The sequence below is a fragment of the Bradyrhizobium sp. MI1.3 genome, assembly GCF_055811695.1.
Window position 1 is genome coordinate 1 of sequence record NZ_JBVVPQ010000029.1, and the last position, 14,519, is coordinate 14,519.

General features: G+C 65.1%; 11 protein-coding genes and 1 pseudogene. 6 read left to right on the top strand and 6 right to left on the bottom strand.

The genetic code is table 11. The features are described 5' to 3' along the window. Positions 1 to 321: pseudogene (locus AC0L3A_RS21485) on the bottom strand (histidine kinase); the annotation flags it as partial. 192 nt (positions 322 to 513) lie between these two features. Here AC0L3A_RS21485 and AC0L3A_RS21490 point away from each other — a divergent pair. Continuing rightward, on the top strand, positions 514 to 1,389 hold the full coding sequence (locus AC0L3A_RS21490; RefSeq protein WP_473255147.1) for a DUF3280 domain-containing protein: 876 nt from the start codon (positions 514 to 516) through the stop codon (positions 1,387 to 1,389). 1 nt (position 1,390) lies between these two features. Here AC0L3A_RS21490 and AC0L3A_RS21495 read toward each other — a convergent pair whose 3' ends face one another. Genes AC0L3A_RS21495 through AC0L3A_RS21505 form a run of 3 tightly spaced genes read right to left on the bottom strand, consistent with a single transcriptional unit; the run spans position 1,391 to position 4,429 of the window. Continuing rightward, positions 1,391 to 2,422, bottom strand: a complete 1,032-nt coding sequence (locus AC0L3A_RS21495; RefSeq protein ID WP_473255148.1) for an L-idonate 5-dehydrogenase — start codon at positions 2,420 to 2,422, stop codon at positions 1,391 to 1,393. Positions 2,423 to 2,449: 27 nt separating this feature from the next. After that, positions 2,450 to 3,217 (bottom strand): SDR family oxidoreductase, encoded by a 768-nt coding sequence (locus tag AC0L3A_RS21500; RefSeq protein ID WP_219684007.1) that lies wholly within the window; start codon positions 3,215 to 3,217, stop codon positions 2,450 to 2,452. A gap of 12 nt (positions 3,218 to 3,229) precedes the next feature. Continuing rightward, positions 3,230 to 4,429, bottom strand: coding sequence for a mandelate racemase/muconate lactonizing enzyme family protein (locus tag AC0L3A_RS21505; protein WP_007603145.1), 1,200 nt, complete (start codon positions 4,427 to 4,429; stop codon positions 3,230 to 3,232). 181 nt (positions 4,430 to 4,610) lie between these two features. Here AC0L3A_RS21505 and AC0L3A_RS21510 point away from each other — a divergent pair, with 181 nt between their 5' ends. After that, positions 4,611 to 5,375: a GntR family transcriptional regulator gene (locus AC0L3A_RS21510; RefSeq protein WP_219684005.1), complete on the top strand. Its 765-nt coding sequence runs from the start codon at positions 4,611 to 4,613 to the stop codon at positions 5,373 to 5,375. A 115-nt stretch (positions 5,376 to 5,490) separates the two neighbouring features. Continuing rightward, entirely contained in the window at positions 5,491 to 6,855 is a 1,365-nt protein-coding gene (locus AC0L3A_RS21515; RefSeq protein WP_007603148.1) for an MFS transporter, read from the top strand. A gap of 9 nt (positions 6,856 to 6,864) precedes the next feature. Here the strand turns inward: AC0L3A_RS21515 and AC0L3A_RS21520 are convergent, their stop codons facing one another. Both AC0L3A_RS21520 and AC0L3A_RS21525 read right to left on the bottom strand, forming a co-directional pair. Further along, on the bottom strand, positions 6,865 to 8,115 hold the full coding sequence (locus AC0L3A_RS21520) for an arsenic transporter (RefSeq protein WP_473255149.1): 1,251 nt from the start codon (positions 8,113 to 8,115) through the stop codon (positions 6,865 to 6,867). Positions 8,116 to 8,404: 289 nt separating this feature from the next. After that, positions 8,405 to 10,882 (bottom strand): PAS domain-containing hybrid sensor histidine kinase/response regulator, encoded by a 2,478-nt coding sequence (locus tag AC0L3A_RS21525; protein ID WP_473255150.1) that lies wholly within the window; start codon positions 10,880 to 10,882, stop codon positions 8,405 to 8,407. 33 nt (positions 10,883 to 10,915) lie between these two features. Here AC0L3A_RS21525 and AC0L3A_RS21530 point away from each other — a divergent pair, with 33 nt between their 5' ends. The 3 genes from AC0L3A_RS21530 to AC0L3A_RS21540 all read left to right on the top strand — a co-directional run bounded on the left by AC0L3A_RS21530 (position 10,916) and on the right by AC0L3A_RS21540 (position 14,368). Continuing rightward, positions 10,916 to 11,101 (top strand): hypothetical protein, encoded by a 186-nt coding sequence (locus AC0L3A_RS21530; protein WP_354201856.1) that lies wholly within the window; start codon positions 10,916 to 10,918, stop codon positions 11,099 to 11,101. Continuing rightward, positions 11,098 to 12,168 carry a zinc-binding metallopeptidase family protein gene (locus AC0L3A_RS21535; RefSeq protein WP_473255151.1) on the top strand — a complete coding sequence of 357 codons (1,071 nt, stop codon included), beginning with the start codon at positions 11,098 to 11,100 and terminating at the stop codon, positions 12,166 to 12,168. Before AC0L3A_RS21530 ends, AC0L3A_RS21535 begins: the two co-directional genes overlap by 4 nt. A 184-nt stretch (positions 12,169 to 12,352) precedes the next feature. Further along, positions 12,353 to 14,368: an acetyl-CoA carboxylase biotin carboxylase subunit gene (locus AC0L3A_RS21540; protein WP_473255152.1), complete on the top strand. Its 2,016-nt coding sequence runs from the start codon at positions 12,353 to 12,355 to the stop codon at positions 14,366 to 14,368. Positions 14,369 to 14,519: the final 151 nt, after the last annotated feature.

Consider the following 14,519-nt stretch of genomic DNA (forward strand, 5'->3'; position numbering starts at 1 on the left):
GGGCGCGCCGCTGCAGAAACGCTGGAGGATGTCGCCGCTCGTGCCGCGGAACGCCAGGCACAGGCCGGGCGTCATCACATAAGCCGAAACGGGGTCGAGGTTGGGAAAGTCCGAGCGGGGGCTCGCCACCCACTGGATCTTGCCCTGCTGCAGCTCCAGCGTCTTGGCCACGATCGCGGCGATATCGTCGAGGCGCGCATGCGCCGCGCGGTCGGCCGTAATCAGGAAATAAGCGGAGATCGCGGCGAAGCAGGCGGCCGATATCGCGGCCACGCGCAACGTCAGACGGACTTTGAGATCGAACCTCGAGCGGTTCCACATCGGCGGGCACCTGGTGCGAACGGGTTTGTCGCGTCCGCATTAAACGGCAGAACGCATCCGGCGCAAAGCCGCCAGGCGTGAGTGCGGTGCACCGTCGTGAAATTTTCCCGGCCATCGCCGGGACCGGCGCCGCTGCATGGCTTAATTGCGCCGTCCAGATTGGCGCGCCGCACCGTCACACGAGGCACGTTTATGCACCTGCGCCGGTTGATCCTCTCAGTCTGTCTCCTTCTCCTAATTCCGGCGTTTCATGCGCCGGCCGGCGCCGAAACCGCCATCGGCATCGCCATGGACGACTTCAGCTATACCGATACGTCGGCGGAGCCCGCCAACCAGACCGCCGCCCACGAGCGACGGCTGGCGGCCTTCATGGCCGCGCTCCGGCAAGACATCGGCGGAGACCGGCGCTACCGGCTCGTGCCCTCGGCCCAGGACGGCGCCGCGTTCAAGGTGATCGGCGGCATCCAGAAGACGAGCACGCTGGTGCAATGGGCCAAGGTCGCCGTGATCGACGTCAGTGCCAAAAAGATCGTGATGGACAAGCTCTACACCTTCCGCGGGGACAATGATGAATCCTGGGAGCGCGCCGAGATGTTCGTATCCCGCGAGATCATGGCCGCACTCGCCACACCCGCGCCGATCGCACTGGCCGTGTTCGAATTCGAGCTTGACGACAACACCGCGGCGCCGGCCGCCGGCCTCGCGGCCGCTGATGCATCCTATCTGGCCGACGTGACCGGCAGCGTCCGCGACGCCCTCGGCCGATCCGGCCGCTACCGCGTCGTCGATGTCGGCAGGGCCAACGAGGAGGCGGTGAAGGCGCGCGCTCTACGCGACTGCGGCGGCTGTGAGGCTGCCATTGCGCAAGGGCTCGGTGCGGATCAGTCTCTCATTGGTGTGGTGCGGCGGGTCAGCCGCACCGAATACACGCTGGGCTTCCAGGTGCGCGACGCCAGAACCGGCGCCGTGCTGGCACGCGGCGACAGCGGCCTGCGCCTGGGCGCGGACTATTCGTGGAAGCGGGGCGCGGTGCGGCTGGTCAGCGACCGGTTGATCGAGAGCCACTAGCTCAGAACGTCAGCTGCACCTTCATCGACTGCGAGCGGTCGCTGGCGAGCTCGAACGCCGCGACCGCATTCTCGAATGGCATGGTTGCCGTAATCAGCGGCTTGGCGTCGATCAGACCTTCGCCCATCAGCCGCACCGCCAGCTCGAATTCGGGATCGAAGCGGAAGGTGCCGCGGAGCTGCAATTCCTTGGCGACGATGGAGTTGATCGGCAGCGTCATCTCGCCGCCGAGCCCGAGCTGCACGAGCGTGGCGCCGGGCCTGAGCACATCGAGCGCGGTCCGGAGCGCGGCCTGATTGCCGGAGGCTTCGAACAGCGTGTCGAACACGCCTTTGCCGGCGCGCCAGGGATCGAGCGCGGCGGCATCGGCCGCGACGTTGATGGCGTGAGTGGCGCCGAGCTTCCTGGCGACCGCAAGCGGCGCCTCCGCGACATCGGTGACCACGATCTCGGCCGCGCCGCCGAAGCGCGACACCAAAATCATCAGCGCACCGATCGGGCCGCAGCCGGTGATCAGCACGCGCTTGCCGAGCAGGGGCCCGGCCTGCTTGCCGGCATGCAGGCACACCGCGAGTGGCTCGGCGACCGCGGCTTCCGCCAGCGACAGCTTGTCGGCGATCGGAACGGCCTGCGCCGCATCGACCGTGATGAATTCGCGAAACCCGCCCTGCACATGGGGAAAGCGCATCGCGCTGCCGAGGAAGCGCATGTCGAGGCACTGGTTGCGCATGCCTTCCTGGCAATGCAGGCACTGGCCGCACGGCTTGCTCGGATTGACCGCGACGCGGGTGCCCGGCTTCACGTTCGTGACGCCGTCACCGACGGCTGCGACGACGCCCGCGATCTCGTGCCCGAGCGTCATCGGCTGCTGGATGCGCACGACGCCGAAGCCGCCGTGATGATAGTAGTGCAGATCGGACCCGCAGATGCCGCCGTTCGCGATCTTGACGCGGACTTCACCCGGACCGGGCGCTGCATCCGGATAGAGATCGATCCGCAGATCTTTCGGTGCGTGGATCACGACGGCGCGCATGGTTGGCTCCCTTCAGCGTTTCGCGGCTCACATCGCAGCGATCATGCCGCCATCGACATAGATGATCTGGCCGTTGACATAGGTCGAAGCATCCGACGCCAGGAAGATCGCGGCGCCCACCAGCTCGTCAGGTCGGCCCCAGCGCTTGGAGGGAACGCGGCCCATCAGCCAGTTGTTGAAGTCGGTGTTGTTGACCAGCGCCTCGTTCATGTCGGTCAGCATATAGCCGGGGCCGATCGCGTTGGCCTGGATGCCGTGCTGGGCCCACTCCACCGCCATCGAGCGGGTCAGGTTCTTGATGCCGCCCTTGGCGGCGGTGTAGGGGGCAATCGTGGGACGCGCGAGCTCGCTGCCGAGCGAGCCGATATTGATGATCTTGCCGTGCTTGCGCGGGATCATGCGCTTGGCCGCCTCGCGGCCGATCACGAAGGCGCTGGTGAGGTTGGTCTCGATCACCTTGCGCCACTCGTCGGTGGTGAACTCCACCAGCGGCTTGCGGTGCTGGATGCCGGCATTGTTGACGAGGATGTCGACAGCGATGCCCTTGTTGTCGAAGTCGTTGAAGGCGGCGACGATCGCGGGCTCGTCGGTGACGTTGAACGCGGCGCCTTCCGCGAGGTAGCCGGCGGCGCGAAACTCGGCGACGGCCTGCTCGACGCGCTTGGGATCGACGCCGTTGACGATGATCCTGGCGCCGGCCTTGGCCATGCCCTCGGCAATGGCGCGGCCGAGGCCGCGGGAGGAGCCGGTCACGAGCGCGGTGCGGCCGGAAAGGTCGAAGAGGGCGGTGCTCATCTCAGAATATCCTCAGACGTTGGAACGGCGCACGGTCAAATCGGAGCGGTCGAATACGGCGGGCAGAAGGTCGACGCCGAGGCCGGGGCCTTCCATCGGATAGACGAAACCATCCTTGATCGTGGGCATGGTGGTGACGAGCTCATTGTACCAGCCCTTGTAGAAGGCGCGCACCGATTCCTGGATCAGCGTGTTGGGCTGGCTGAACGACATGTGGATGGCGGCGATGAAGCCGATCGGGCCGATGCAGTCGTGCGGTGCGAAGGGCCGATGATAGGTCTCGGCCATCGCCGCGATCTTGCGGCCCTCGGTGAGGCCGCCGGTCCAGCACAGATCCGCCATCACCACATGCATGGCGTCGCGGTCGAGCATGTCCTTGTAGGGGAAGCGCGAGCCCAGCGTCTCGCTGGCGCAGACCCAGACGTCGGTGCAGCGGGCGTATTCGGCCAGGGCCTGCGGCGAGTTCATCCGGATCGGGTCTTCGTACCAGGTCGGCTTGTAGGGCTCGAGCGCGCGCGCGATCTGTTTCGCGGTCGGCAGGTTCCAGAGCGAATGAAGCTCGACCATGATCTCCATCTTGTCGCCGACCGCTTTTCGGATCTTCTCGAACGGCTCGATCGCCTGCTTCATCTGCGCGGCGGAGATGTAGAGACCCTTGTTCTCCTGTGCCGCCGGATCGAACGGCCAGATCTTCATCGCCGAGATGCCGCTTTCCAGCAGGTTTTCGGCGAGCGCATCGGCGTTGTTCATGAAGCCGTCCAGGTCTTCGTAGGGGCCCTTGGAGCCACCGAGATTCCAATTCGCGACCGGGCTGATATTGGTGGAGCGGACATATTGGGTGCCGGCGCAGGTGTTGTAGATGCGCTGCTTGTCGCGGCAGAGGCCGCCGAGCATCTGGTGCACCGGCTGATTGCAGACCTTGCCGAACAGGTCCCATAGCGCGATGTCGATTGCCGAAGCCGCGCGATATTCGACGCCGGTGGACGACTGCGCCATCGGCAGGTTCAGCATGTCGCGATGGATCGCCTCGATGTGCAGCGGATTGCGGCCGAGCAGGCGGCCGGCAAAGGTGTCGTGGATCTGGGCCTCGACCGCGCCGGCGCCGTAGAAGGTTTCGCCGAGGCCGATCATGCCCGTGTCGGTGTGGACGCGCACCCAGATGACGTTGGAGAATTCTTCGGTGCGCAGCGTCTCGATCGACGTGATCTTCACGGCAATACTCCTCCCATCGCAGGCGCGCGCAGCGCCATCTTGTTTGTCATTCTGCACCGCAGCATGGTGCGGGCACGGGCGGAGTCTTACGCCCGCTTGTAATATATCACAACATGTTTTAGGGATATCACCAACAAGGCGCCGCCCTGCAACGACGGCGCGGGCTGAGGGGAGAGACGACATGGCAACGCGCAAGCGCGCGCTCGAGGTGGTGAGGAATGACGACGGTGAGGGCAAGCCCTCCCGGCGCAACCGTCTCAACTTCTTCGAGCTGGCCTATCAGAGGATCGAAGAGCTGCTCGTCCATTGCGAGCTCAAGCCCGGCCAGTTCATGACGATGCTGGAATTGCAGCACATCACCGGCTTCGGCCGTACGCCGGTTCATCACGCCGTCAATCGTCTCTCCGCCGATACGTTGATCATCATCCGTCCGCGCCACGGTCTGCGCATTGCGCCGATCGATCTGGCACGCGAGCGCATGCTGCTGGCCTTGCGCCGCGACATGGAGCGCTTCGTGATCCGGCTCGCGGCCGATCGCGCCAGCCTCTCGCACCGCAATCAGGCGCTGCACATCGAGCGTCTTTTGCGCGAACGCCGCGCCAGTCTGACCCTCGACGAGTTCAATCATATCGACCGCCGCATCGACGCGCTGGTGCTGGAGGCGGCAGGCGAGCCCTTTCTGGTGCACACGCTGCGGCCGCTGCACACGCTGTACCGGCGCATCGGCTACATCCACCACCGGTTCATGCCGGGACAGGCCGAGCTGTCAGGCACGATCGATCATCACCTCGCCATTCTCGCCGCGGTCGCCAGCCGCCGCGTCGAGGACGCAGTGAAGGCGAGCGATGCACTGATCGACTATATGGGCGAGATGTTCACCGGCATGGAGGTCGGGATCGACCCGCGCCTGCTCGATTGCAGCATCGAGCCGCTGCTTGGCACATGATCCGGAAAAGTGTGCAGCGGCTTTCCGAAGAGATCATGCTCAAACAATTAGGCCAAAACGCGATGACGATCCTGATCTCATCGCGCTTTAGAAAGTTTTGAAGAGAGGACCAAAGATGTCGACGATGGCGATGCCACAACCGACCGCGAGCGAAGCCGCGGTCCGCTACCTCATCACGAACTACAGTCCCAAGGGCAACAAGGTCGGCTGGCTGATGATGGCCTCGATCCTGGTCGAAGCCTGGGATCTCTATTCGATCGCCTTCGTGCTGATCTTCATCAAGGAGCAGTACAATCCCGATCCGCTGATGCTGGGCCTGGCCGCCGCCGGTACGCAAGGCGGCGCCATGATCGGCGCACTGCTCGGCGGCTGGCTATCCGACAAGATCGGCCGCCGCGTCATGTTCCTGGTGACGATGGTGATGTTCATCGTGCTGGCGCTGGCGCAGGCCTTCGTGCCCAGCGTCGGCTGGCTCGTCGTGATCCGCTTCCTGCTCGGCGTTCCGCTCGGCTCGGATATTTCGACCGGCTACACCTACATCATGGAATCCATGGCCAAGGGCGAGCGCGAGGTCATGGGCAACCGCTGGCAGTTCATGTTCGCGGTCGGTGAAGTCCTCACCATCGGCGTCATCGTGATCTTCCTGCTGATCGACATGCAGCACGAGATGCTGTGGCGCGTGACGCTCGGCCTCGGGGCGCTGCCGGCGCTGATCATCCTGGTGATGCGCCACGACGTGCCGGAGACGGCGGTGTGGCTGGTGCAGAAGGGACGCTACCGCGAAGCCAAGCAGGTCGCGCGCGAGATGTTCAACGACGATCTCGCCATGCTGCCGGACCATGACGTGGAGGTGCCCAAGGTCTCCACCCGCGCCTTCCTCGCCGACCTCAAGAAGGATCCGATCCGCTGGCGCGCCACGATCTACGGCTGGATCGCCTGCTTCGCGCAGGCCAGCGAGTTCTCGACCTTCGCGTTCTACCTGCCGGTGCTCTTTGTGATGGTCGGCGTGTCGAGCGTGCTCGGCATCAATCTGGTGACGATGGCGCTGTTCTCCTTCGCCGCCGTGTCGGGCTGGGTCGGTCCGCTGCTGACGCCGAAGATCGGCCATCGCGGCATCTCGATCGCGGGCTTCTCGATCGTGCTGGCCTCCCTGCTGGTTGCCGCCTTCGCGCTCTACACCGACAACAAGATCCTGCTGCCGTTCGCGGCTGCCGCCATGCTGTGGGGCCATTATTGGGACGCGTCGAACTGCATGACGATCCCGACCATGGTCGCCAAGCCGAAATACCGCGGCACCGCCAGCGGCTTCGCCTACATGTTCGTGAAGTTGCCGTCGTTCCTCGCGATCTTCCTGTTCCCGACGGTGTTCGCTGCAATCGGGCAGGCGAATGCCACGCTGATGGTCGCGATCTTCCCGCTGATCGGATTGCTCGCCGCGATCTTCATCCTGCCGGAAGTCTACGGCTACGAGAACGATTGATCTCGCAAGCTACCTGATCGCGGCCGCCAAGGCCGCGATCAGGGCCGGTGGCGTCACCAGCAGTCCGAGCTTGAGGAACGGCCAGGCGCCGACCTCGATCTTCTCCCGCCGCAGCGCCACCAGCCACAGGATGGTGGCGAGCGAACCGGTCACCGACAGATTGGGCCCGAGATCGACGCCGATCAGGATGGCGCTGACGACCGGCGCGGGTAAATGATCGCTGGCGGCGACCGAGCCCGCAACGAGGCCGACGGGAAGATTGTTGGCGATGTTGTCGGCGACCGCGGTGGCGATGCCGACGCTCCAGGCCGCCTTCGTCACGGATTGCCCGACAGCTTCATGCAGCAGCGCGCTGAGTTGCCCGATCACGCCGGTCTTGATCAGCGCTTCCACCATCACGAACAGCCCGCCGACCAGCGGCAGCACGCTCCAGGAGACGCCGCGCAGCACGGGTAGCGGCGATTGCCGGTTGAGCAGCAGCACGATTGCGGCCGTCACCACGCCGCAGACGAAGGTCGGCAGGCCCAATTGCTTGTCCAGCGCGGAGGCCGTGACCAGCACGATTCCGATCGCCGCGATGCCGATGGCCGTCAGCTTGCCGCCGCGGCCGAGTTTTGGATGCGGCACGCTGCGCGCGATCGTCTCTTCCTTCAGGGCGCGGTGCTGGGTCAGGCGCAGCACGACATAGGTCAGCAGGATCGAGGCCGCCGAGGGCAGGGCGAACAGGCGCAGCCATTCGGTGAGCGCAGGCATGTGGGCCCCGAACACGACGAGATTGGCCGGGTTGGAGATCGGCAGCACGAAGCTTGCTGCGTTGGCGATGAAGGCGCAGACGAAGAGATAAGGCAGCGGCTTGGCGCCGGCTGCGCGCGTCGCGGCATAGACGGCGGGCGTCAGCACGATCGCGGTGGCGTCGTTCGAGAGCAGGACGGTGACGAGCGTGCCGACGATGTAGATCAGCAGGAACAGCCGCTGCGGCGAGCCGCCGGCATATTCCACGGCGAGCGCTGCGAGATAGTCGAACAGGCCCTCGAGCCGCGCCAGTTCGGCGATCAGCATCATGCCGATCAGGAAGAGATAGACATCGACGCCTTTCTCGATGCCGGTGAGCGCATCCTGCCACGGCAGCAGGCCGAGCAGCACCAGCGCGCCGGCGCCGATGACGGCCCAGATCGCCTCCGGCAGGCGAAAGGGCCGGATGATGACGCCCGCGGTCGCGGCGACGATGATGCTCCAGGCCAGGATGGCGTCAGACGGCACGGTCAGTCCTCGAAGTGGGAAGGCTTCATTCGGGAGCGATAGCGGAAGCCGATGCCGATGTCTTCCCCCGCGGGCGCGGACGGCTATCTGCGATTTGCCGCGTCTCGGCCCGAGCTTCAGTCCACAATGTTGCTCAAAAGCCTGTGGGGTTAGGGCGCCGCGATAGCGCCGTCGTTGCGAGCGGAGCGAAGCAATCCAGACTGTCTCCGCGGAGCGAGTTCCGGATTGCTTCGTCGCAAGAGCTCCTCGCAATGACGGAATCTGTGGAGGCGTCTCGCGATGTTCACTCTCACCGCGCCATCGACAGCTTTGCCGTGATCGCCTTGCGCAAGATGCGCGACAGCGCTTCGACCGAATACGGCTTCTGGATCAGCTCGAAACCGCGATCGGCGTTCTCAGCGAGAACGTTGCTGTAACCAGAGGTGAGCACGACGGGCAGGCCCGGATAGCGTTCGCGGATGATGCCGGCGAGCTCGACGCCGTTCATGCCGGGCATGATGACGTCGGAGAAGACGAGGTCGACGGCGAACTCGTTCTCGCCGAGGATGGCGAGCGCCGCATTGGCGTTGGCGGCGCGGCGGACGACATAACCGAGGTCTTCCAGCAGCTCCGTGGAGAACCGGCCGACCTCGTCGTCGTCTTCCACTACGAGCACGCGATAGCCGCGCCCGGTGGACGCGGCCTCATAGGTCAGCGCCGCGGCTTCCTGATCCGTCGCGGGGCTTTGCGCCCGCGGCAGATAGATGGTGAAGGTCGCGCCTTCACCATGCTTGCTCGTCACGGCGATGTCGCCCTCGGACTGCTTTGCGAAGCCGAAGGCCTGGCTCAGGCCGAGGCCGGTGCCCTTGCCGACCTCCTTGGTGGTGAAGAACGGTTCGAAGATGGCTTCCATGTTTTCAGGCGCGATGCCGCTTCCGGTGTCGGCGACCGAGATCGCGACATAGTCGCCGCCGCGCGCCGGTTGCGCGCGCAGGTTAGGGATGCCCTGAACCTTCCGGACCGCGATGGTGAGGCGGCCTTCGCCGTCCATGGCGTCGCGCGCGTTGATCGCGAGGTTGATCAGCGCGGTCTCGAATTGCGCGATATCGGCGACCGTGAAGCAGTCGCCATCGTGAACCTCCACCGCGATTTCGATGCGAGCACCGACCAGCGGCCGGACCAGTTGCGCGACGCCTTCAACCTGGCTGCCGACATTGAAGATCTGCGGTTTCAGCGGCTGCCGGCGCGCAAACGCCAGCAGCTGGGCGGTCAGCTTGGAGGCACGCTCGACCGTATCGGAGATGGCATCGACATAGCGGCGGCGGCGCTCCTCCGGCAGCTCGCGGCGGCGCAGGAAATCGGTGGCCGAGCGGATGATGGTGAGCAGATTGTTGAAGTCGTGCGCGACGCCGCCGGTGAGCTGGCCGATTGCCTCCATCTTCTGCGATTGCCGCAGCGCTTCCTCGCCGCGGCGGCGCTCGGTGATGTCGACAGCCTCGGGCACTGCGCCGGTGATGTTACCATGGCGGTCGAGCACCGGGCGCATGCCGAACTCGAAATCGCGCTCGCCGATGGGAAGGCGCAGGCGCATCTCCAGCCGCACGGCTTCGCCCTTGAGCACGGTATCGAAGGCCTCGCGCACCAGTGCGCTCATGCCCTCCGTCGTGCTGAACCAGGGCGTCTGCCACAACGGCTTTCCGATCACGTCCGCGGGGCTCGCTTTGATGGCGTCGAGCACGGTCGTATTGGCGTAAAGCAGCTCGCCCCTGAGATTGACGAGGCCCTGATATTGGTTGCTGGTTTCCAGGATCGCGCGCAGCCGCGCCTCGTTGGATTCGAGCTCGGCGGTGCGCTCGACGATGCGTTCTTCCAGCGTCTCATTGAGCTGCCGGAGCTCGATCTCGGCTTGCTTGGCCACCGTGATGTCGTGGGCAACGCCGATGAAGCCGATATGCCTGCCGGTCGGGTCCCAGCGCGGCTGCGATTCCGAACGCAGCCAGCGCCACTCGCCGGCGGAATTCTTGTAGCGGGCTTCCAGCACGAACGGTTTGAGCGATGCTTCACCCTGGACGGATTGCTGCAGCACATGCGGCAGGTCGTCCGGATGCAGCACCTTGCGCCAGTCGAAAGAGATGGCCTGGTCGTAGGGCAGGCCGACGAAATCGACATAGGCCTGGTTGGCGAAGGACCGTGTGCGGTCGAGCTTGGTGACCCAGATCGGCACCGGCGCGCTGTCGGCGATCAGCCGGAAGCGCTCCTCGCTCTCGCGCAGGGTCTCGCGCACCAGCATCTGGTCGGTGACGTCGATATGGGCGCCCACGAGGCGGAGGGCACGGCCGTCACGATCGCGCTCGATCTTGGCGACGACTCGGATCCAGCGGGTCTCGCCGTCGCTGGGACGGATGATGCGGTATTCGGCGGTGTAGTCCTCGCTCGTGCCGGACAGCGCATCGATGAAGTGCTTCACCGTAGCGTCGCGGTCGTCGGGATGAACGCGATTGATCCAATCCTCGTGCGACTCGCCGGCAGCTTCCGGCGGTAGGCCGTGAAGCATCAGATATTCCGGCGAACGGCGGTTCTTGAAGCCTTCGCGGAAGTCGACTTCGAGACCGCCGACCTTGCCGATGCGCTGGATGCGCGCAAGCTCGGCTTCGCGTTCCTGGAGCGCGCGATAGGCATTGTCGCGCTCGCGTGCGACATCTTCCAGGTGCTGGCGCAGCCTTTCGGCGGCGAGGGTCTCGGGCAAAGGATCGTTCAAGGCGTTGGCCGTTGTGATGCGGGAGCGCACGTGGCCGACCGATATTCACACAGACGACGCGTGATGGCCATTGCTCAAAAGGAATATGGAAAGAAAGGCGTCGCCGAATGCAGTATGGTGGGCATCAACGAACGCCAAGTCTGGCTATTTGTTCCGAACCTTGGAACGATGAGCCCTCCGCGCGCGTATCCGCGAGGCGCCACAACTTTCATTCCCAAAAGCTCCCTTTCCGAAGAGGCTAAATCTTGAAGCTTTTTGTCTGCCAGGCCTGCGGCAACGTCCTCTATTTCGAGAACCGCGCCTGCGAACGCTGCGGCCATCGGGTCGCGTTCCTGCCGGAGAAGGAGACGATGTCGGCGATCGAGCCCGACGGAGAGGCCTGGAAGACGCTGGCGACCAAGGGCGAAAGTCGCATGCTGTGCAGCAATGCCGAGCATGATGCGTGCAACTGGCTGACGGATGCAGGCGACACCACCGGCTATTGCCGCGCCTGCCGCCATAACGGCGTCGTGCCGGACCTGTCGGATCAGGCGCAACTCGCCGGCTGGCGTGAGCTGGAGATGGCGAAGCACCGGCTGTTCTATTCCCTGATCCGCTGGAAGCTGCCGCTCCAGACCCGGCAGGACAATCCCGAACATGGCCTGATCTTCAATTTCCTCGCCGACGATCCGCAGAGCGGGCAGAAGGTCCTGACCAGCCACGACAACGGCCTGATCACGATCGCGCTGACCGAGGCCGACGACATCGAGCGCGAGCGGCGCAGGCTGGAGATGGGCGAGCCCTACCGGACGCTGCTCGGGCATTTCCGCCACGAGGTCGGGCACTATTTCTGGGACGTGCTGGTGCGCGACGGCGGCAAGCTGGACGAATGCCGCGCCGTCTTCGGCGACGATTCCGCCGATTACGGCCAGTCCTTGCAGCGCCACTATGCCGAAGGCGCCCCGCCGGACTGGCAGCAGAACTACGTCTCGGCCTACGCGACCACGCATCCGTGGGAAGATTTCGCCGAGACCTGGGCGCACTATCTTCACATCGTCGACACCCTGGAGATGGCTAGCGAGTTCGGCATGGAGGTGCGGCCCAAGGTGGATCGCGACGGGGAGTTGACGACGCGCATCCGCTTCAACCCTTACGAAGCGAGGGACGTCGAGGCGATCGTCAACGCATGGCTGCCCTTCACCTTCGCCATGAACAGCGTCAACCGCGCCATGGGCATGCGCGACCTCTATCCGTTCCTCCTCTCGCCGGTCGTCGTCGACAAGCTCGGCTTCATTCACGGCCTGGTCCGGAACGTGGGCAAGGCCGGGAAGCCGTAGGCCGTCCGGGAGCCTGCAAAGCCCGTTTCGGTCTTGCTTCGGTCTTGCGCTGGTACGCCAGAGGGGCCGGATTTTGACCGTTGCCTCCGGCCTATTTTGATGTACCACGGGAGCCACACGGCCCATCCCATAGGCTCCAACGGCCAGGGAAGGGTCCCGCCCAAGGTCGAGACTCAAGAAAAGCATGTTCAAACGCATTCTGATCGCCAATCGCGGCGAAATCGCCTGCCGGGTCATCAAGACCGCTCGCCGCATGGGAGTTCAGACGGTCGCGGTCTATTCTGAGGCCGACCGCGACGCTCTCCATGTCGAGATGGCCGACGAGGCCGTGCTGATCGGGCCGCCAGCTGCGGCCGAGAGTTATCTGGTGATCGAGAAGATCGTGGAGGCCTGCCGCAAGACGGGCGCCGAGGCGGTGCATCCCGGTTACGGCTTCCTGTCCGAGCGCGAGGCGTTTCCGCGCGCGCTGGAGGCGGCCGGCATCGTCTTCATCGGCCCTAACCCGGGCGCGATCGCGGCGATGGGCGACAAGATCGAATCCAAGAGGGCTGCCGCGAAGGCAAAAGTCTCGACCGTGCCCGGCTATCTCGGCGTCATCGAGGACGCCACGCACGCGGTCAAGATCGCCGACGAGATCGGCTATCCCGTGATGATCAAGGCCTCCGCCGGCGGCGGCGGCAAGGGCATGCGCATCGCGCATTCGACCTCCGAGGTCGCCGAGGGCTTCAACCTCGCCAAGGCCGAGGCCAAGGCCTCGTTCGGCGACGACCGGGTCTTCATCGAGAAGTTCATTGTCGATCCCCGCCATATCGAGATCCAGCTGCTCGGCGACAAGCACGGCAACGTGATCTATCTCGGCGAGCGCGAATGCTCGATCCAGCGCCGCAACCAGAAGGTTATCGAGGAAGCGCCGTCGCCGCTGCTCGACGAAGCCACCCGCCGCAAGATGGGCGAGCAGGCGGTCGCACTCGCTAAGGCGGTGAATTACGACTCCGCCGGCACCGTCGAATTCGTCGCGGGGCAGGACAAGAGCTTCTACTTCCTCGAGATGAACACGCGCCTCCAGGTCGAGCATCCCGTTACCGAGCTCGTCACCGGCGTCGACCTCGTCGAACAGATGCTCCGCGTCGCCGCCGGCGAGAAGCTCGCGATCACGCAGAAGGACGTCACGCTGACGGGCTGGGCAGTGGAGTCGCGTCTCTACGCCGAGGACCCGTTCCGCAACTTCCTGCCCTCGATCGGTCGTCTGGTGAAATACCGTCCGCCGGCGGAAGCGAGCCAGGACGGCATCACCGTGCGCAACGACACCGGCGTGCAGGAGGGCGGCGAGATCTCGATCCATTACGATCCGATGATCGCCAAGCTCGTCACCCACGCGCCGTCGCGCGCGGCCGCGATCGAGGCGCAGGCCACCGCGCTGGACTCGTTCTACGTGGACGGTATCCGTCACAACATCCCGTTCCTGTCGGCGCTGATGCATCATCCGCGCTGGCGCGAAGGCCGGCTCTCCACCGGCTTCATCGCCGAGGAATTCCCCAAGGGCTTTGCCGTGCGCGTGCCGGAAGGCGAGGTCGCACGGCGGCTTGCCGCGGTCGGCGCCGCCATCGATCACGTGCTCGGCGAGCGCAAGCGGCAGATCTCGGGTCAGATGGGCGGCCGCATCGTGCAGCGCGAGCGTCGCCGTGCGGTCTGGCTCGACCGCCAGGAGATCCTGCTGGAGATCGCGCGCGAGGGCGAGGCGGTCGCGGTGCGTTTCCTCGATGCCGACGGCAGGGCCGGCAATGCGCATCTGTTGCAGTCGCCGTGGAAGCCAGGCGATCCGGTCTGGCAGGGCACCATCGACGGCCACGTCGTCGCGGTGCAGGTGCGCCCGATCGCGAACGGCATCCGCCTCGCGCATCAGGGCGTCGAGGTGCCGGTCTATGTCTGGACCGAAGCGGAAGCAGCCTCGGCGCGACTGATGCCGGTGACCACGGCTGCCGACACCGGCAAGAAGCTGCTTTGTCCGATGCCCGGCCTCGTGGTCTCGATCGCGGTGACGGAAGGGCAGGAGGTCAAGGCCGGCGAGACGCTCGCGGTGGTCGAAGCCATGAAGATGCAGAACGTTCTGCGCGCCGAGCAGGACGGCACCGTAAAGAAGATCCACGCCAGCGCCGGCGCGACGCTCGCGGTGGATGCGCTGATTTTGGAGTTTGCGTAGGGTTTGGGGGGACTCTTGCGAGGGGTCCACTGACTTCGTCATTTCGAGCGCCCCCCAACAAAACCCACAGGCCCCCCCGGAAAAATTTGGTTTTTGTATAGGGCGGGCGCCATGCGGGGTTTTTTTTGGGGGGGGGGGCAACAATTTTGTG

What these genes read in the sequence shown, in the direction of transcription:
- AC0L3A_RS21540 (WP_473255152.1), top strand. Translation starts at nt 12,353, where the DNA reads ATGTTCAAACGCATTCTGATCGCCAATCGCGGCGAAATCGCCTGCCGG.
- AC0L3A_RS21495 (WP_473255148.1), bottom strand. Translation starts at nt 2,422, where the DNA reads ATGCGCGCCGTCGTGATCCACGCACCGAAAGATCTGCGGATCGATCTC.
- AC0L3A_RS21500 (WP_219684007.1), bottom strand. Translation starts at nt 3,217, where the DNA reads ATGAGCACCGCCCTCTTCGACCTTTCCGGCCGCACCGCGCTCGTGACC.
- AC0L3A_RS21490 (WP_473255147.1), top strand. Translation starts at nt 514, where the DNA reads ATGCACCTGCGCCGGTTGATCCTCTCAGTCTGTCTCCTTCTCCTAATT.
- AC0L3A_RS21530 (WP_354201856.1), top strand. Translation starts at nt 10,916, where the DNA reads ATGGCCATTGCTCAAAAGGAATATGGAAAGAAAGGCGTCGCCGAATGC.
- AC0L3A_RS21510 (WP_219684005.1), top strand. Translation starts at nt 4,611, where the DNA reads ATGGCAACGCGCAAGCGCGCGCTCGAGGTGGTGAGGAATGACGACGGT.
- AC0L3A_RS21515 (WP_007603148.1), top strand. Translation starts at nt 5,491, where the DNA reads ATGTCGACGATGGCGATGCCACAACCGACCGCGAGCGAAGCCGCGGTC.